The 17,340-nt window shown below is 64.6% G+C and carries 17 protein-coding genes and 1 tRNA gene; 8 read left to right on the top strand and 10 right to left on the bottom strand.

Annotated features, from left to right (window positions below; translation table 11 throughout):
• Positions 1-527 precede the first annotated feature (527 nt).
• The 4 genes from RFM40_RS00835 to RFM40_RS00820 all read left to right on the top strand — a co-directional run bounded on the left by RFM40_RS00835 (position 528) and on the right by RFM40_RS00820 (position 4,602).
• Positions 528-1,727 (top strand): amidase, encoded by a 1,200-nt coding sequence (locus RFM40_RS00835; RefSeq protein WP_320276989.1) that lies wholly within the window; start codon positions 528-530, stop codon positions 1,725-1,727.
• A gap of 2 nt (positions 1,728-1,729) precedes the next feature.
• Positions 1,730-2,629: a LysR family transcriptional regulator gene (locus RFM40_RS00830; RefSeq protein WP_320224811.1), complete on the top strand. Its 900-nt coding sequence runs from the start codon at positions 1,730-1,732 to the stop codon at positions 2,627-2,629.
• Between the two features lie 88 nt (positions 2,630-2,717).
• The gene (locus RFM40_RS00825) at positions 2,718-3,386 is read left to right on the top strand and encodes a DUF1007 family protein (protein ID WP_320276988.1); all 669 of its coding nucleotides are present in this window, start codon (positions 2,718-2,720) and stop codon (positions 3,384-3,386) included.
• Between the two features lie 7 nt (positions 3,387-3,393).
• Positions 3,394-4,602, top strand: a complete 1,209-nt coding sequence (locus RFM40_RS00820; RefSeq protein WP_320276987.1) for a nickel/cobalt transporter — start codon at positions 3,394-3,396, stop codon at positions 4,600-4,602.
• Positions 4,603-4,618: 16 nt separating this feature from the next.
• Here RFM40_RS00820 and denD read toward each other — a convergent pair whose 3' ends face one another.
• From denD to RFM40_RS00800, 4 genes are all read right to left on the bottom strand, one after another.
• Positions 4,619-5,593, bottom strand: coding sequence for a D-erythronate dehydrogenase (gene denD, locus RFM40_RS00815; protein ID WP_320224808.1), 975 nt, complete (start codon positions 5,591-5,593; stop codon positions 4,619-4,621).
• A gap of 1 nt (position 5,594) precedes the next feature.
• On the bottom strand, positions 5,595-5,801 hold the full coding sequence (locus RFM40_RS00810; protein ID WP_320224807.1) for a hypothetical protein: 207 nt from the start codon (positions 5,799-5,801) through the stop codon (positions 5,595-5,597).
• A 45-nt stretch (positions 5,802-5,846) separates the two neighbouring features.
• Positions 5,847-6,842, bottom strand: a complete 996-nt coding sequence (locus RFM40_RS00805; RefSeq protein WP_320224806.1) for a cation diffusion facilitator family transporter — start codon at positions 6,840-6,842, stop codon at positions 5,847-5,849.
• A gap of 87 nt (positions 6,843-6,929) precedes the next feature.
• Positions 6,930-7,616, bottom strand: coding sequence for a GNAT family N-acetyltransferase (locus RFM40_RS00800; RefSeq protein ID WP_320224976.1), 687 nt, complete (start codon positions 7,614-7,616; stop codon positions 6,930-6,932).
• A gap of 101 nt (positions 7,617-7,717) precedes the next feature.
• Between RFM40_RS00800 and RFM40_RS00795 the strand changes: the two genes are divergently transcribed.
• Positions 7,718-8,902 (top strand): pyridoxal phosphate-dependent aminotransferase, encoded by a 1,185-nt coding sequence (locus RFM40_RS00795; protein ID WP_320276986.1) that lies wholly within the window; start codon positions 7,718-7,720, stop codon positions 8,900-8,902.
• A 12-nt stretch (positions 8,903-8,914) separates the two neighbouring features.
• On the opposite strand, the gene RFM40_RS00790 is transcribed toward RFM40_RS00795, so the two are convergent.
• Both RFM40_RS00790 and RFM40_RS00785 read right to left on the bottom strand, forming a co-directional pair.
• Positions 8,915-9,676 (bottom strand): SDR family oxidoreductase, encoded by a 762-nt coding sequence (locus RFM40_RS00790; protein ID WP_430691627.1) that lies wholly within the window; start codon positions 9,674-9,676, stop codon positions 8,915-8,917.
• Between the two features lie 251 nt (positions 9,677-9,927).
• A complete protein-coding gene (locus RFM40_RS00785; protein ID WP_320224804.1) occupies positions 9,928-10,641 on the bottom strand; it encodes a tellurite resistance TerB family protein in 714 nt (237 codons plus the stop codon).
• Positions 10,642-10,840: 199 nt separating this feature from the next.
• Between RFM40_RS00785 and RFM40_RS00780 the strand changes: the two genes are divergently transcribed.
• Positions 10,841-11,203 carry a YybH family protein gene (locus RFM40_RS00780; protein ID WP_320276985.1) on the top strand — a complete coding sequence of 121 codons (363 nt, stop codon included), beginning with the start codon at positions 10,841-10,843 and terminating at the stop codon, positions 11,201-11,203.
• Here the strand turns inward: RFM40_RS00780 and trhO are convergent.
• Complete coding sequence (gene trhO, locus RFM40_RS00775; protein ID WP_320277045.1) at positions 11,200-12,129, bottom strand: oxygen-dependent tRNA uridine(34) hydroxylase TrhO; 930 nt, start codon at positions 12,127-12,129, stop codon at positions 11,200-11,202. The genes RFM40_RS00780 and trhO overlap by 4 nt on opposite strands.
• A gap of 161 nt (positions 12,130-12,290) precedes the next feature.
• On the opposite strand from trhO, the gene RFM40_RS00770 reads away from it, so the two are divergent.
• The gene (locus RFM40_RS00770; protein ID WP_320224802.1) at positions 12,291-12,929 is read left to right on the top strand and encodes a 2-dehydro-3-deoxy-phosphogluconate aldolase; all 639 of its coding nucleotides are present in this window, start codon (positions 12,291-12,293) and stop codon (positions 12,927-12,929) included.
• A 1-nt stretch (position 12,930) separates the two neighbouring features.
• Here the strand turns inward: RFM40_RS00770 and RFM40_RS00765 are convergent, their stop codons facing one another.
• The gene (locus RFM40_RS00765) at positions 12,931-13,680 is read right to left on the bottom strand and encodes an SDR family oxidoreductase (RefSeq protein WP_320276984.1); all 750 of its coding nucleotides are present in this window, start codon (positions 13,678-13,680) and stop codon (positions 12,931-12,933) included.
• Between the two features lie 237 nt (positions 13,681-13,917).
• Between RFM40_RS00765 and RFM40_RS00760 the strand changes: the two genes are divergently transcribed.
• Positions 13,918-14,811 carry an AraC family transcriptional regulator gene (locus RFM40_RS00760; RefSeq protein WP_320276983.1) on the top strand — a complete coding sequence of 298 codons (894 nt, stop codon included), beginning with the start codon at positions 13,918-13,920 and terminating at the stop codon, positions 14,809-14,811.
• A 253-nt stretch (positions 14,812-15,064) separates the two neighbouring features.
• Here RFM40_RS00760 and RFM40_RS00755 read toward each other — a convergent pair.
• Both RFM40_RS00755 and RFM40_RS00750 read right to left on the bottom strand, forming a co-directional pair.
• A tRNA-Gln gene (locus RFM40_RS00755) sits at positions 15,065-15,138 on the bottom strand.
• 86 nt (positions 15,139-15,224) lie between these two features.
• Positions 15,225-17,072 carry a peptidoglycan L,D-endopeptidase MepK gene (locus RFM40_RS00750; protein WP_320276982.1) on the bottom strand — a complete coding sequence of 616 codons (1,848 nt, stop codon included), beginning with the start codon at positions 17,070-17,072 and terminating at the stop codon, positions 15,225-15,227.
• Between the last annotated feature and the right edge of the window lie 268 nt (positions 17,073-17,340).

Here is a 17,340-nt window from a genome sequence, read left to right as displayed (position 1 = left end):
CCATCACGCCTTTCGGCGCGCACAAGGGTGCGGACGCGGGCTATCGGCCTCGCGAACACGCGGTGGACAAAGGCGGGACGGAAAATCCATGGAACCAGCCGGTGGAGACCCCGGAACCATGAAACGCCGTCTCGCGGCGATGAACCTCGGCCTTGCCCGGCTTCGGTTCGCTTTGTCTGCCTTGGCTTGGATGGGAGACCATCCGCACTGCCGGCAATGAAGGTGTGCCTCTTCAGTAACCCCGGTCTTTGGACAACCGGCAGAGAACCAGAAAGGCCCGCACCGTCGTTGCTTCAAGGTGTCCTCGGTCTGGCGGTTGGCCACTAGACCGACTGGAGGGGTTGGCTCCAGTTACCTTACCGGTTGCCCTCACCATTCGAGGATCGGCGGACACCCACAGGCACGTGCGACTTTGGGCAAGCGCGATATAAGAGCGAAGGGTTTTACAATCAATAAAAATCGTAAGCGCCGGTTGTAAAAATTCCGGCATCGAACAATGTTTGTGGACCGTATCCGGAAATCGAACGATGCCAGGCACCCACGGCCCTCTGAACGCCTTCCTCGATCTGCGCCAAATGCCCGTGGCCAATGCGCAATTGGGCCCCCTTGCCGGCCTGCGCCTGGCCGTCAAGGATATTTACGATGTCGCCGGCTACCGCACCGGCTGCGGCAACCCGCGCAAGTTCGAGGAGGCTCATGCGGCCTCGCAGACGGCCGAGGCCGTGCAAGTGATTCTCGATGCCGGCGCGCGATTCGTCGGCAAGACGCAGACCGACGAGCTTGCCTTCTCGCTGTTCGGCCAGAATTCGCATTTCGCGTTCCCGGTGAACGCGGCCGCTCCGAACCGCGTGACCGGTGGCTCATCCTCGGGATCGGCATCGGCAGTCGCAGGCGGCCTTGCCGACATCGCCATCGGCTCCGATACCGGCGGCTCGATCCGCGCGCCGGCGAGCTTCTGCGGCCTGATCGGGCTGCGCACCAGCCACGGCCGTATCTCGCTCGACGGCGCGATGAAGCTCGCGCCGAGCTTCGATACCTTCGGCTGGTTCGCCGACGACATCGAGACCTACGAGGCGGTCGGCAAGCTTTTGCTCGGCCGCGATCCGCACCAACATCCGCTCAACCGCCCGCTGTCGATCCGCTGGCTGGACGCTTTCGTCGCCGGCCCGGCCGAGGCCGCCGAATATGACCGCATGAAGACACTGGCCGCCACCATCGTCGGCGTGCCTACCGAGACCGAATACGCCTTCGCATCTTTCCCGGACGACCTCTATTGGTGCTTTCGCCGGCTGCAGGCCTATGAGGCCTGGCAGGTTCATGGCGGCTGGATCTCGGCGCGCAACCACGGCCTTGGCCCTGGCGTCGATGAGCGTTTCGGCTTCGGCCGTACGATCGATGCCGGCACGGTTGCCGCCGAGACGGCACGCCGTCTGGCCTTCCGTTCCGAACTCGGCGCCCTGCTCGGCAACAACGGTTTTCTCGTCCTGCCGACCGTTCCAGGCGCAGCGCCGCTCGCCGCAAGCACACCGGAACAGTTCCAGGCCTATCGCGAAAGGGCGCTGCATCTATTGTACCTGGCCGGCCTGTCGGGTTTCCCGCAAATCACCTTGCCGCTCGGTTCTGTCGACGGCGCGCCGTTCGGCCTGTCGCTGCTGGGCCCTTTCGGCAGCGACGTCGCTTTGATACGGCTCGGCCGCAGCATTCTCGACGCGGCACGAAAGGTCTGATCATGGATACGTTGACCCGCATGCGCGCCTTCATCGACGTAGTCGAGGCGGAAGGCTTCTCGGCCGCCGCGCGCAAGATCGGCCGCTCGAAGGCGCTGCTGTCGAAATATGTGCGCGAGCTGGAGGACGAGCTCGGCGCGCTGCTGTTGAACCGTACCACCAGGCAGTTCTCGCTGACCGAAGCCGGCCACACCTATTACCAGCGCGCCTCTGAACTCGTGCGCGAGGTCGACAGCCTGGCCGATGCCGTGCGCGAATCCTCCGGCGACGTGCGCGGCCGGATCAAGCTTTCGGCGGCGCGCACCTTCGCCGACGCGCCGATCGGCCAATCATTGATCGACTTCGCCAAGCAGCATCCGGACATCGTGCTCGACATCCATCTCGACGACCGCTTCGTCGATCTGGTCGAGGAAGGCTTCGATGTCGCCGTGCGCATTTCGCGGCTGGAGAACTCCTCGCTGATCGCCAGGCGCCTGGGGCCGTTTTCGATCAAGCTTTGCGCGTCGCCCGAACTGATCGCAAAGCATGGCATGCCGACGCGTCCGCAGGATCTTTCCAACATGCCCTGCATCGTCGACACCAATGGCCGCTCGTTAGCCAACTGGCGCTTCAAGGGCGATGGCGAGGATTCGGTCAGCGTCACCGTGTCCGGTCCGATCGAGGTGAACAGCCCGATGGCGGCGAGAGCCGCCGCCGTATCGGGCCTGGGCTTCACCATCCTGCCGGATTTCATTGCCGCGCCCGACCTATCCAGCGGCCGGCTGGTAACGGTGCTCGACGACCGCATCCTGTCGGGCAGTGGCATCTTCGCCGTCTATCCGCACCGCCGCTACCTGCCCGCCAAGGTCCGCGTCTTCGTCGATTTCCTGGTGCACTGGTTCAGGACACGCGACGCAGCGTGACCGACCGGGAGGCTCGCGGTCCCAATTTCGCCCCCTTTCTGATAACTCTCGGGGTCCACTCCCAAAGTCGATGGAATCGCGGCTGAGAATGCACCTGAAACGGCAAGCAACCATGCTGGCTTCGGCCGCAGCAATGACATTTGCCGCGGTCGAGCCGGCCGAGGTGCATCCGCATGTCTTTGCCGAGGCTCGCCTCGACGTCATCCTCAGCGAGGATCACCAAACTGTGAAAGCGCTGCGTCATCTGTGGCGTTTCGACGACCTGTTTTCGAGTACGGTGATGATGGAGTTCGACAAGAACTCCGATCTGAAGCTTGACGACAACGAGCTCAAGGAAGTGGCCGACACCGTCCATTCCTCGCTGGCCGAGTTCAACTACTTCCAGCTGGTCACGCAGGACGGCAAGGACGTGCCCATGGTCCCGCCGCCGCATCTGATGGCCAATTTCGACAACGACCAGCTGATCATCCTGTTCGAGTCCGAACCGAAGACGCCGATCAAGCTTGCCGGCAAGATCGACATCGGCGTCTACGATCCGACCTTCTACACGGCGATCGACTTCACCGACGACGCCAACCTCACCGTCGAGGGCCTGCCCTCGAACTGCGCCAAGAAAGTAATCCGTCCCGATCCGGACGAAGCGATCAAGGAAAACCAGAAGACCCTGACGGAAGCGTTCTTCAACGATCCGACGGGCACCAACATGAGCAAGATTTTCGCCACCAAGCTCGAACTGAACTGCCCGCCAGAAGGATAAACCGGTGATGAAACCGTCGCTGCGCTTGGCGCTCGGCCTGTTGGCCGCCACTCTGGTGATGGCGCATCTGCCCGGCGTCGCCCATGCCCAGAGCTCGCTCGGCATCGGCACCAATGACGGCATGGCGCCCACCACTTCCGGCCCGTTCGCCCACGTCCTGATGTGGATCAACGTTCGCCAGCAGGAATTCTACCATTCGCTGGCGGCCGCCATGAAGGCGATGCGCCAGGACAGCAGCAAGCTCTGGCTGCTGGTCGGGCTTTCCTTCGCCTATGGCATCTTCCACGCCGCCGGCCCCGGCCACGGCAAGGCGGTGATCTCGTCCTACATGGTCGCCAACGAAGTGGCGCTGAAGCGCGGCATCATGCTCTCCTTCGTCTCGGCGCTGCTGCAGGGCCTCACAGCGGTGGTCGTCATGATACTCGCCTATTTCGTGCTGCGCGGCACCGCGGTGTCGATGACCGACGCGGCATGGTTCCTCGAAATCTCGAGCTACGTGCTGGTGACGCTGTTCGGCGCCTGGCTGCTCTGGCGCAAGGCGGGTCCGGCCATCCTTCGGCGGTTCGGCGCCGGTCCGGCCTACAGCCTTTCGGCCGCCCATGCCGGCCATTCGCATGGTGGCCACTCGCATGCGGGACACGCACACGCTCATGCGCATTCCCATGCCGGCCATTCCGACGCTCATGCGCATGCTCATGCCCACGTGCTGCACGTGCATGACGATCATCATGACCATTCGCACCCGCACAGCCACGGTCATGGCGCGCGCGATCACCACCATCACGACCATGGCGCGCAGGATCATGCGCACCACGATCACGGTCCGGGAGAAGTCTGCGAAACCTGCGGCCATTCGCATGCGCCGGACCCGGCGCTGCTTTCGGGCGACCGCTTCGACTGGAAGACCGCATGGTCGGCGGTGGCCGCCGTTGGCATCCGCCCCTGCTCCGGCGCGCTGATCGTGCTGAGCTTTGCGCTCCTCAACGGGCTCTGGATGGGTGGCCTGCTGTCGGTGCTGGCGATGTCGATCGGCACCGCGATCACGGTCTCGGCGCTCGCGACGCTCGCGGTGACGGCGAAGAATTGGGCGGTCTATTTCGCCGGCGACGGACGCCTCGGCAACCGTATCCATTCGATCGTCGAGATCGGCGGCGCGGCCTTCATCTTCCTGGTCGGCCTGCTGCTTTTGTCGGCCGGCCTGACGGGCGGCGCCTGAAGCCGCCCGAACCCTGTCAGGAAATCTTTCCGCCCAACTCATCCTCGATGTGAGCGCGGATGATCTCGTCGAAATTCTTCTCGGCGACAAAACCCAGTTCCCGCGAGCGGCGCGCCTCGAACCGCGTCGGCCAGCCTTTGACGATCGCCCAGATCGTTTCGTCTGGCTGTTCGCGGATCCGCTTCACCACCTCGGGTCCGGCGATGCGCTCCAGCGCCTCGATCTGCTCGCCGACGGTCACGGCGACACCGGGCATTGTGAGGTTGCGGCGCGGCCCGACCTTCTCGCCGTCGATCCCTGCCGCATGGATGAGGAAATTCACCGCCGAACGCGGGCTGGCATGCGTGTGCAGCACCGAGCGCGGCACCGGCAGGATCGCTTCCTGGCCGCTCAACGGCTCGCGGATGATGCCTGAAAAAAAGCTCGACGCCGCCTTGTTCGGTTTGCCCGGGCGAACGCAAATCGTCGGTAGCCGGATGCCGATGCCGTCGAAGAAGCCGCGCCGCGTATAATCGGCAAGCAGCGCCTCGCTCATCTGCTTTTGCGTGCCGTAGGACGTAAGCGGCGTCGGATGAAATTCGTCCGGGATGACATCGGGGAACGGCGCGCCGAACACGGCGATCGACGAGGTGAAGACGAGGCGCGGCGCAAAGCCCGCCAGGCGCACGGCGTCGAACAGCGCGCGCGTGCCGTCGAGATTGACGCGGTAGCCGAGATCGAAATTGGCTTCCGCCTCGCCGGAGACGATGCCGGCAAGATGAAAGATCACATCGGGATGGGAAGCGACGAGCTTAGCGGTTGCGCCGGGCGAGGAAAGGTCGCCGGTGTGGATCGAGACATCGACGCCCGCGAGCGCCGGCGCCTGCGGCGCCACGATATCGTGCAGATCGAGCGCCGTGATTTTGCGCCCGCGCAGCACTCCGTCCTTGGCCAGCCTTGCGATCAGCTTGCGGCCCACCATGCCGGCGGCGCCGGTGATCAGAATTCTCATTTCAGCGACCTTTCTTGCGCTGGCTGCGTCCGCGCAGCCAGAAGACGACGAACAGCGCCACCATGAAGATAGCGGCAACGATTGCCGCAAGCACCGTCGAGACGCTGCCGGCGGCCAGCATTATGGCGGGCAGGAAATAGGCGGCGAGCCCGAAGAGCAGCAGTATACAGGCCGCGGCGATCGCCGCGCTACGCGTCTCGCGATCCATCAGGCGCCGTCCCTCGATCCGAGGCTCTTCAAGCTCATTGCCGGCTCAGTGATAATGGCGGCGATCGCGAGGCGCATCATGCGCATGATCGTGATCGTGGTGATGGTCATGCTCGTCATGGCTGTCGGCGCATAGTCCGAATTCGGGCTCCACCGTTGCATGGTCGATGCCGTGCTCTGCGGCAAGCCGCTTCTTGATGGCGCTCACCGCCATATGCGGATCGACGCCGTCATTGAGGCAGGCGTGCAGCGTCGCCATGTTGCTGGTGCCGTCCAGCGACCAGACATGCATGTGATGCACCTCGCGCACCCCCTTGACCGTGGCTTCGATATCCTTGGCGATCAGGTCGCGGTCGAGGCTTGCCGGCACACCTTCGAGCAACACATGGGCGGCCTCGCGCATCAGCGACCACGCCGTCGACAGGATCAGCAGCGCCACCAGCACGGAGAGGATCGGATCGATCGGCGTCCAGCCGGTTGCGAGGATGACGAGCGCCGCTGCTATTGCCGCCGCCGAGCCAAGCAAATCGCCCAGCACATGCAGTATGGCGCCGCGCATGTTCAGGCTTCCGCGATCGCCGCCGTTGAGCACGAAGAAGGAGGCGATGTTGACCAGCAAGCCGGCGACCGCCACCACCAGCATCGGTCCGCCCAGCACCGGAGCCGGGCTCATCAATCGCCCCCAGGCCTCGTAGACGATCCACAGCGCGATGACGAAAATGGCGATGCCGTTGGTGTAGGCGACCAGCGTCTTCACGCGGCCGAAGCCGTAGGTGAGACGGCCCGTGGCCGGCCGGCCGGCGAGATGGAAGGCATACCAGGCGAGCCCGAGCGCGATCGAATCCGCCAGCATGTGGCCGGCGTCCGCAAGCAGCGCCAGCGACCCGGTGAGCAGGCCGCCGAGCGCTTCGGCGACCATGAAGCCGCCGGTCAGGCAGGTCGCGATGAGCACCCGCTTCTTGTCGGTCGAGCCGTGCACATGGCCGGCGCCGTGGCTATGGCCATGCGGACCGTGCCCATGTGAAGCGTGATCGTGCGCCATTGCGCAACTCCTGTTTACTGACCATGATCTTGTCCGAACCGAAGGTCAGCGCAGCAAAAACCGGTTCCCACTTTTCGGGATCATGGTTTACGCGCCGAACTCGGCGCGGAAATCCTCGAGCCGCCGCTTCTGGCGGCCCTCGCCATCGAAATTCGCCGGATCGAGCCAGGCCTCATAGGCCTTGCGCAGCGCCGGCCACTCCTTGTCGATGATCGAATACCATGCCGTATCGCGGTTTTCGCCCTTTACCACAAGATGCTGGCGGAAAATGCCTTCGAACTTGAAGCCGAAACGTTCCGCCGCGCGTTTCGACGGCTCGTTGCGGTTGTTGCATTTCCATTCGTAGCGGCGATAGCCGAGCTCGTCGAAGGCATATTTCGTGAACAGGAACTGCGCTTCGGTCGCCTGCGGCTTGCGCGAGATCAGCGGCCCCCAATAAATGTTGCCGATCTCGATGACGCCGTTATTGGCATCGATGCGCATCAGCGTCTGGCGCCCGGCGATCTTGCCGCTCGCCTTGTCGATGACGGCGAAGAACAGCGGATCCTCGCTCGCCTCGACCTTGTCCAGCCACGGCTGGAAGGCGGCACGGGTTTCCGGCGGGTAGTCGGGCAGCCAGGCGAAGCGGCCGCCGGCATCCGGCACAGACGATGCCTCGTAGAGCCCGTCGCCGTGCTTTGCCGCGCTCAACGGCTCGAGCCTGACGGTGCGGCCCTCGAGCACCTTGCGTTCCGGACGCGGGCGCGGCCGCCAATCTTTGAGATTTTTCGACACCCCAATATTTTCCGACACCGGGAACTCCAATCCGTTTGACATTTTGGAAGAGACGCTCACAAAAACGCTCGCCCACAGAAAGAACCACAGGGACGGGAAAAATGCTCCACACGATCGCGGCCTTCGACCGTCTCGGCGAGGAAAACGCGTTTGCGGTGCTCGCGCGAGCCACCGCGCTTGCCCATCAGGGCCGCGACATCATCAATCTCGGCATCGGCCAGCCCGACTTCAAGACGCCGCAACACATCGTCGAGGCGGCGATCAAGGCGCTGCGCGACGGCCATCATGGCTACACGCCGGCCAACGGGCTGCTGGCCACCCGCGAGGCGGTGGTGCGCCGCACGCTGACCACCACCGGCGTCGAGGTGTCGCCCGAAAACGTGATGATCCTGCCCGGCGGCAAGCCGACCATGTTCGCCGCGATCCTGATGTTCGGCGAGGCGGGCGCGGAGATTCTCTACCCCGATCCGGGCTTTCCGATCTATCGCTCGATGATCGAGTTCACCGGCGCGGCGCCCATTCCCGTGCCGATCCGCGAGGAGAACGGCTTTGCCTTCTCGGCGGAAGAGACATTGGCGCTGATCACGCCGAAGACCAGGCTGCTGATCCTCAACTCGCCCGCCAATCCGACCGGCGGCGTCACGCCCCGCGCGGAAATCGAAAAGCTGGTCAAGGGCCTGGAGAAGCACCCCGAGGTCGCGATCCTGTCCGACGAAATCTACGACGTCATGACCTATGACGGCGAGACGCACTGCTCGCTGCTCAATTTTCCGGAAATCCGCGACCGGCTGATCGTGCTCAACGGCTGGTCGAAGACCTGGGCGATGACCGGCTGGCGCATGGGCTGGTCGATCTGGCCGAACGGCGAAAAGGGCGCCTATCTCTACGACAAGGTGCGCAAGCTGGCGGTCAATTGCTGGTCCTGCGTCAACGCGCCGAGCCAATATGCCGGCATCGCGGCGATAGATGGCCCGCAGGATGACGTCGAAAAGATGATGCGCGCCTTCGACAACCGCAGGAAAATCGTGGTCGAGGGCCTGAACGCGCTGCCCGGCATTTCCTGCATCACGCCGAAAGGCGCCTTCTATGCCTTCCCCAACGTGTCGAAGACCGGCTGGAGGGCGAAGAAGCTCGCCTCGGCGCTGTTGGAGGATGCCGGTGTCGCGCTGATCGGCGGCCCCGACTTCGGCGTGCTCGGCGAAGGCTATATCCGGCTCTCCTACGCCAATTCCGAGGAGAACATTTTACGCGCGCTGGAGCGGATCGAGGCGTTTTTGAAGAAGTAGGGCCTCGCCGGCTCACCCACGTCCGACAAACGGCATCTTCGTCGCCATCACGGTCATAAACAGCACATTCGCGTCGAGCGGCAGGCTCGCCATGTGGAGCACCGCGTCGGCGACGCGCTGCACATCCATCACCGCTTCGGCGGCGATGGAGCCGTTGGCCTGCGGCACGCCGACCGTCATCGGCTGCGCCATCTCGGTCAGCGCGTTGCCGATGTCGATCTGGCCGCAGGCAATGTCGTAGGGCCGGCCGTCGAGCGCGAGCGTCTTGGTCAGGCCGGTGATAGCGTGCTTGGTCGCCGTATAGGGCACGGAGCCCGGACGCGGCGCATAGGCCGATACCGAGCCGTTGTTGATGATGCGGCCGCCCATCGGCTTTTGCCGGCGCATGGCGCCGAAGGCGGCGCGGGCGCACAGGAACGAGCCAGTGAGGTTGACGCCCACGACATCGTTCCACACCTCGACCGGAATCTCGTCGATCAGCGTCGACTTATAGCCCATGCCGGCATTGTTGAAGAGCAGGTCGACGCGCCCGAACGCCTCCACTACGGTCTCGAACATGTCCTCGACCTCGCCGGCTTTGCTGATGTCGCAGGCAACCGCAAGCGCCTTGGCTTCCGTCTTGCCAGCCTCGGCAATCGCTTCTTCGAGCACCTTTTTGCGGCGTCCGCAGAACACGGTGTTCCAGCCGGCTTTGAGCAGCGCCGTGGCGACGCTCTTGCCGATGCCGGTGCCGGCGCCGGTAACGATGGCGGTTTTCTGTGTCATAGCGGTCATCGTCGTCCTCCCCGGTCACTGCTGGAAGAAGACGTGGCATCGCAAATGATGGGGGCCGTGGCAAGCCGCTCTCGTCAACAAAAAGGGAGGGTCGGCAAAACGGAGGGGCCGACAAAAAGAGCGGTCATTGGCGACCGCCCTGATCTGAACCGCGCTTGGGAGGAGGAAAGCCGGCCCGACTGATTAGAATCATGCGCTTGCTGGGTTAACGAAAGGTTAACGCCCTCTTTTCGTCCCGCTGTCATCGGGTTTCAGGCACCGGCCTGCGCCTTCGCTGCCGAGACAGTCGCCTCGACATGGTCGACCAGCGCGTCCGGCAGGCCGAGGCGGCCGGCAAGCAGGTCGAGATAACCGCGCTCGGTGCGGGTGTCGGGATCGATGGTCAGTCGCGAGGCGGTATAGAGCTCGAGCTTCTGCGCATCGGTCTTGGCGCCGGCGATCAGCGTGTCGAGGTCGAGCGGCCGTTCGAGCTCTTCCATCAGGAATTTTTCAGCCTCCGCGCCAACGCCGGCAAGCTTGAGCTTGTCGGCGATCTTCTGCCGCTCCTCATCGTCGACATGGCCGTCCGCTTTCGCCGCCGAGATCATCGCCCGCACCAGCGTCAGCGTGAATTCGGCCTCGCCCTGCGGCGCCTGAGAGGGATGGAAAGCTGTGTCGGCCGGCGGCGGCAGCAATTCCGGCTCGCCTGCCGCAGGCTTCTGCGCCGGCTCGGCGCCGTTCTTGTAGTTCTGGTAGGCCTTGTAGGCGAGGCCGCCGATCGCGGCCAAACCGCCGAGCTTGATGGCCGCTCCCGTCACCTGCCGTCCAGTACCTGTGCCGAGCAGCACAGCGGCCAGCGCGCCGGCGGCGAGCGGATTGTCCTTCGCCATCTGCACCGCTTGCCCCGCCTTGTCGCGGACGGTCGATCCCGTGCCAGGAATTTGCGAGCCGAGCAGGTCGTCGAGCAACTTCTTGGGGTCGAGCATCAATGCCTCCAGAATTGGCCCGGCCGAATGCGGCCCGGGCGGGGTTTCGGACCGGCATGACGTAGGCCCCGCGCGCTGACTTTACAATGACGGGCGGGCTGTTTTGGCCGGATGCCGGCATCAGAACGCAAGCCGATGTGTCGAAAGCAACCAGCACTTCCGCTAAGATCGGGGATCTGTTTTTGAAGGAGCCATTTGAATGTCGAATGCAGCCAACCGCGAGCCGGCGCGCGATCCCCAGGATCTCGAGCGCATGCTGATCGAACGGCAATGGGCCGGCGATATCGAAGGGATGCTGGCGCTTTTCGAGCCGGACGCGGTCGTCGACAGCGGTGCCGGCGAATTGATCCGCGGCCGCGAGGCGACCCGCGCGCTTTTCGAACAAAGCATCGCCGCGGGTCGCAAATTCCAGCGCGGCGAGCAGCGCCCTGCCCTTGTCAACGGCGATCTGGCGCTCACCTCGACGAAACTGCCCGACGGCAGCATTACAACTGAGGTCGCCCGCCGGCAGAGCGATGGGACCTGGCTCTGGGCAATCGATCGTTACTCCGTCGCGTTTTAGCTGCCGATATGGCGTTTGCTGCCCCGCGTTTGCGCCAGTTCCACCTGGCGATGCCGCTCGGCATAGCGGGCGCGGTCCTCGTCCGTGCGCGCTTCGAAGCAATGCGGGCATGAGACGCCGACAGCATATTTCGGCGAATACCGGTCCTCGGCGATGAGCGGATGCCGGCAGGCGCGGCAGAGCTCGGCTTCGCCTTCGGCAAGCCCATGCGACACCGACACCCGCTCGTCGAAGACGAAGCAATCACCCTGCCACAGGCTCTCTTCGGCCGGCACCTCTTCGAGATATTTCAGGATGCCGCCCTGGAGATGGAACACGCTCTTGAAGCCCAGCGACTTCACGTAAGCCGTCGCCTTCTCGCAGCGTATGCCGCCGGTGCAGAACATCGCCACCTTGCGGCCTTCGAGCTCCTCGCGGTGCTGCTCGATCCAGGCCGGAAACTCGCGGAAGCTGGCGGTTTTCGGATCGACCGCGCCCTTGAAGGTGCCGATCGACACCTCGTAGGCGTTGCGTGTGTCGATGACCAATGTGTCGGTATCCGAGATCAGCGCATTCCAGTCGGCCGGCGCGACATAGGTGCCGGCGCTGGTCGCCGGGTCGAGACTGTCGACGCCCATGGTGACGATCTCGCGCTTCAGCCGCACCTTCATGCGGTGGAACGGCATGTCGGCGGCGCCGCTGTATTTGACCTCGATGCCGGCTAGCCCTTCGATCGTCTGAAGGTGATCGATCAGCGCGGCAATCGCCTCCTCGCTGCCGGCGACGGTACCGTTGATACCTTCATGCGCCAGAAGCAGCGTGCCCTTGATGCCGCGTCCGCAGCAGAAGGCGGCGAGCGGCTCGCGCAAGGCCTCGTACCCGTCGAGCCGCGCGAATTTGTAAAGCGCGGCGACGCGGATTGGCTGAATTTCCTTGGCTGTTGTCATGCCCATGCCACTAGACCGTGCTGAAAGCGGTTTCAAGGCAGAGGAAATTCTGGGCCGGCGCGGCGATCCACTGCGTGACATCGCGACACGCCTGCCTTCGTGGACTTGGGGTACCCCTTCTGCTAATCGGTTGAAATCGATCGGAACGGAGAGACAAGCCAATGACCAGCAAGACCGAAAAGCTCCTGTCGCTCCTCAACGGCCAGCCAGTCATTCCGGTGCTCAAGGTCGCCAACGTGGCCGACGCCGTGCCGCTTGCCCGCGCGCTTTCGCGCGGCGGCCTGCCGGCGATCGAGATCACGCTGCGCACCGCCGACGCCTTGGAGGCGATCCGCCGCGTCGCGGCCGAGGTCGAGGACGCAATCGTCGGCGCCGGCACGATTCTCGATGCCAAGCAATTCGACGAGGCAGCACGCGCCGGCTCGAAATTCATCGTCAGCCCCGGCATCACAAGCCAGCTTCTGGACGCGGCGAAGGACAGCCCGGTGCCGCTGCTGCCCGGCGCCATCACGCCCGGCGAGATCATGGCCGCGCGCGAAGCCGGCTTGCGCTTCCTGAAATTCTTCCCGGCCGAGCAGTCGGGCGGCATCGCTTCGCTGAAAGCCTTCGCCTCGCCGCTCGCCGACATAAAATTCTGCCCGACCGGCGGCATCACCGGCAAGAATGCCGCCGACTATCTGAGCCTGCCCAACGTCATCTGCGTCGGCGGCTCCTGGGTGGCTCCGGACGATCTGATCAAGGCGGGCAAGTGGAACGAGATCGAAGCGCTCGCGCGCGAGGCCAGCAAGCTCGCCAAATAATTCACCAGGGCAGCGGACCGTTCTCATCGAAATAGCCGCCGGTCGGTCCGCCCGCATCGAGCGTCGCCAGGCGCATGACGATCTCGGTCGCCTGCTGCACCGTACGGTGACCTTTGTGCCCGTTGAGATCCGTCGCGGTGTAGCCGGGAGCGGCGGCGTTGACCATGATTCCGCGTGGCGAAAGTTCCCTGGCGAAAGCCACGGTGATGGCATTGAGCGCCGTCTTGGAGCTGCCATAGCCCATGGCATTCGGTGACTGGCTCTCGCCGGCCGCGCGTGCGATCGACCCGAGATAGCTGCTCAACATGACGATGCGGGCAGCGGGCGATGCCAAGAGCAACGGCAGGAACGCCTGGGTGACGCGAACCGGGCCGAAGACATTGACGTCATAGGTGGCTTTCATGTCCGCGATGTCTTCCCGGCTCGGCGGCCGCTCATAGCGTCCGTCCGGGCCGAGCGCGTCGACATAGCCGGCGGCGACGCCGGCGTTGTTGACCAGCACGTCGAGGCTGGGCGCCCGCGCAGCTATGGTCCTGGCCGCGGCCGCCACGCTCTCGTCGCTGGTGACGTCGAGCTCGAGCCGCTCGACGTCGAACCCTTCGCCGCGCAACGCTTCCGCCGCGGCCTGGCCGCGCTTGCCATCCCGGGCGCCGAGCCAGACTTTGAACCCCAGCGCCGCCAGCCGCCGCGCGGTCTCGAGGCCGATGCCCTTGTTGGCGCCGGTCACCAGCGCGTTCTTCCGTGTCGTCATATCCATGTCTCCTTTTCAGCGACCTAGAAATGACCTGAGCCGGCCGGCTTCGCGCGCCGAAAGCTCTCATGCTCTTGCCTAATCCTCTCAAGTGCGCGCTTGCGCGTCTCAGGTGCGCGCTTGCGCGTCTCAGGTGCGCGCTTGCGCGTCACCTCGTTGCGCGCTTGCGCATCACCTGGGTGCGCGCTTGCGCGTCGCCTCGTTGCGCGGCTCGTGCGGATCGGCAATGCTGAGCCGATGAACGAGGCACTGCAGGAATTGATCGCGATCGCCGGCCGCCATGCGCGTGGGCGGCGGACAAGGACGGCGGTCCCGCACGTCACGATCGGCCGCAGCGAGTTTCCAACACCGCCGCTGCCCGAGCTTTGTCAGCCGACCGCCTTGTTTGTGCTGCAGGGCGCGAAATCGGTGCTGATCGGCGACCGCACGCTTCGCTACGGCGCCGGCAGTTGCTTCGTCTATGCGGTCGAGACACCCGCCACCAGCCAGCTGATCGAGGCGAGCGCCGCCCGCCCCTATCTGGCCATTGCTTTCGCTCTCGATATCGAGGTGATCGCCACATTGCTCATCGACCACAGGCCGGCGGCCGGCGGCGACAGCTTCGCGACCTACCCCGCCGATGACGAGCTGCTCGACGCATGGCGCCGCATGCTGCGGCTGCTCGACAGGCCGGCTGAAATTCCCGTGCTGGCTCCGATGCTCGAGCGGGAGATAGCGTTTCGGCTGCTGCAAGGTCCGCAAGGCGCAAAGCTGCGCCAGCTCGCGCGCGCCGACGGACGCCTGTCGCAGATCCGCCGCGCCACCCAGTGGATACGGGCGCACTACAACGAGCCGATCGATGTGACGGAGCTGGCCGCGCTCGCCCATATGAGCAGCGCCGCGTTCCACCGTCACTTCAAGGCAGCGACAGCCATGAGTCCGATCCAGTATCAGAAGCAGGTGCGCCTGCTGGAGGCCCGCCATCTGCTGATCGCGCAGCCGGGCAACGCCGCGCGTGTCGCCTTCACCGTAGGTTACGAAAGCGCATCGCAATTCAGCCGGGAATATGCGCGCCAGTTCGGCTTACCCCCCGCGCGCGACGCCGCGCGGCTGTTGGCTAAGGGCGAAGCGCCGACGCTGGAAATTGACTGAGCCGCCTCGATCGACGTGAAAAAAACCGGCCGGCTTTCGCCGACCGGGCCAGGGGCTTGGAATGCGATCAGCGGCAGACCTTGATCTTCTCGACGACCTTGCGGTGGTGAACTCAATGCGTGACCATCTTGGTCCTGCAGTGATGCTTGCCGGTCTTGACGATAATGGTTTCGGCCTGCGTCGGAGCGACGGCTGCCGAAGTTTAGGCTTGCGTGATCGCATGCTGGCGGCGGTGGGAAGTCACGGTCGCGACTGGTTCCCGCTCATGGATTCGAACCACGATTCACGCCTTCAAAGGGCGCTGTCCTACCATTAGACGAAGCGGGATGGCCGGGGGTCAAATATGCCGCCATGGATGAAAAAGCAAAGCCGCGCTGTTGCCCAACGCGGCTTTTGCGGCAGCGGCAGGCTGGCTATTTCGTCTGGAAGCGGGCGACCGAAAGGAACTTCACGGCGTTGCCGGCAAACCGGCTGGCATCCGGCGTCTGGGGGTCCGTATGGAAGCCGGCCGTGTAGACCTCGCTCGGCGGCGTATGCACGATGTTGTAGGCATAGCGCGGCGCCGTCGTCGGGTCGGAAACGGTGGCGATGTTGTCGCCGCTGCCCAGCGCCCAGCGCGCTGCCTGGGGCGGCGTCGCCACCACCATCGCCTTCGGCCCGGGCCGAAGGTCGCTGGCGGAAGCCCTGGCCTCCTTGCGCGTCGTCTTCACACCGGCGCCGATCGCCTGCGCCGGATCGGTCCCGGCCGGACGGGCGACGATGGCTTCGCGCGGTGAAGCCGCATCGAGGCCCGACGGATCGTTGAATGCCGAGCGCGGCTGCGGCTCTGTCAGCGAAGCGACCTCATATTCGGCCCCGCTCGCGCCGGCGGCGGTGGTTGCGCTGGCCTGTTCAAGCACTGCCTTGATCTCATCCTGCTTGCCCGTGTCGGGCCGCGCCGTCGGCAGCACCGAGAAGGCGTCGGTGGCGCTCTTGTCCTGCGCCGCCGTTTCCGCCAGCGCCAGAAGCACGTTCTTGTCCTTGGAGGCGAGTTCGGCCGGCGTCGAGCGATCGGGGCGCCAGGTCGGCAGCGGGATGTTGTTGACCGCCACCTGCGCGGGGTCGGCTGCGGCCTGTGCCGCGCCGGCGGCATCGGCCATGCCGAACGGCACATTGGCCGGAGCATGCGCCGTCGCCACCGCCTGCTCGGTCGTGGCCGAGGCATCCGCCGTGGCGAACGGCACATTCTCAGGCGTCTGCTGTCCGACGTCGGCCTTCGGCCTCGGCGCGAAGGCAGGCAGCGGAATCTCCTTCGGCGGCAGCGCGGCGATAATGGTCTCAGGCGTATCCTGCTGTGGTTGCGAATCGTCGGTGCTGTCGTCCGCGATCTGCGGAATGTTGGCGCGCTTGGCGTCCTGCGGCGCGACGATCGCGATGCCCGGCCGGTTGCTGCTCTTGGCCGCCGCCACCTGCTTCACAGCCTTTGGCTGCGGCGTGGGTTCGGCGCTCGCGACATCGGCGCTGTCGTCGGCCTCGTCGTCGCCGCCGCCAAACCAGGCCGCAAACAGTCCGCCGGACCGCTTGGTCGAGCCGCCTGCGCTGGCCAGTTCGATGTTAGGCGTGCCGGCGCCTTTGCGCGCCTTGTAGGCGGCCACCGCCTGTTCATAGCCCGGCAGCGGCCGGCCGTCGCTCGGCACATGCAGCGTCTTGCCGTTCGGGAACAGGCTGACCAGTTCCTGGCGGCTGATGCCCGGCCAATGGCGCACGTTGCCGACATCCATGTGGACGAACGGAGAACCCGAACTCGGATAGTAGCCGACGCCGCCGCCCTGCATCTTGAGCCCGATATTGCGCAGCTTCTTCAGCGGCACGCCGGGAATGTAGAAGTCCATCGCCTTGCCGAGCATGTGCTGGCTTTTCTCGGCGACGCCGCGGCTGCGGCTGCGCAGCATCGCATTGGTCGACGGCGAGCGATAGCCGCAGACCACCTGGATATAGTCAGTCGCTCCGCTTTGCCGATAGGCCTCCCACACCAGATCGAGCAGCCGCGGATCCATCTTGGTCGGCTCGTTGCGGCGCCAGTCGCGCAGGATGATGTTGATCTTGCGCAGGCCTTCCGGATCGTAGCGGCCATTGCGCTTGTAGACGATCTCGGCCTTTTCGTGCGTGTGCAGATGGTAGAGCTTCAGCGAACGGATTTCGGCCTTCGCGCCGGAGACGGCTGCCGAGAGGAACCCGACGGCCAAAATCACAAACGTCAGCCACCTCGGCCAGACGCTCATGTGAAAATGCCGCCCGTTTGTGTGTCGTTCGACTTGGTTCAAATCAAAAGGCCTTGCAGGCTGCCGTTTGTCCCCGGATTTGCCCAAACGGATGCGTGGTTCTCACATCCGAATATCAATCCTAATGGTTAATCATCGCTTATTGAAGCCGAAATGCGGTAACACCGTGGCGATATCCCGTCAAAAATGATGCACCGCTTTTCGTGGTAAATCACTGGTTTAGATCGAGAATTCGGCTCGGGCCGAAACACGATCTGTTACCGTTAGC

Origin of the sequence: Mesorhizobium captivum, from assembly GCF_033977165.1 — a bacterium.
In the GTDB taxonomy this organism is placed as follows: domain Bacteria; phylum Pseudomonadota; class Alphaproteobacteria; order Rhizobiales; family Rhizobiaceae; genus Mesorhizobium; species Mesorhizobium captivum.
Note: the sequence above shows the minus strand (reverse complement) of the source record. Positions and strands in the feature narration are given on the sequence as shown.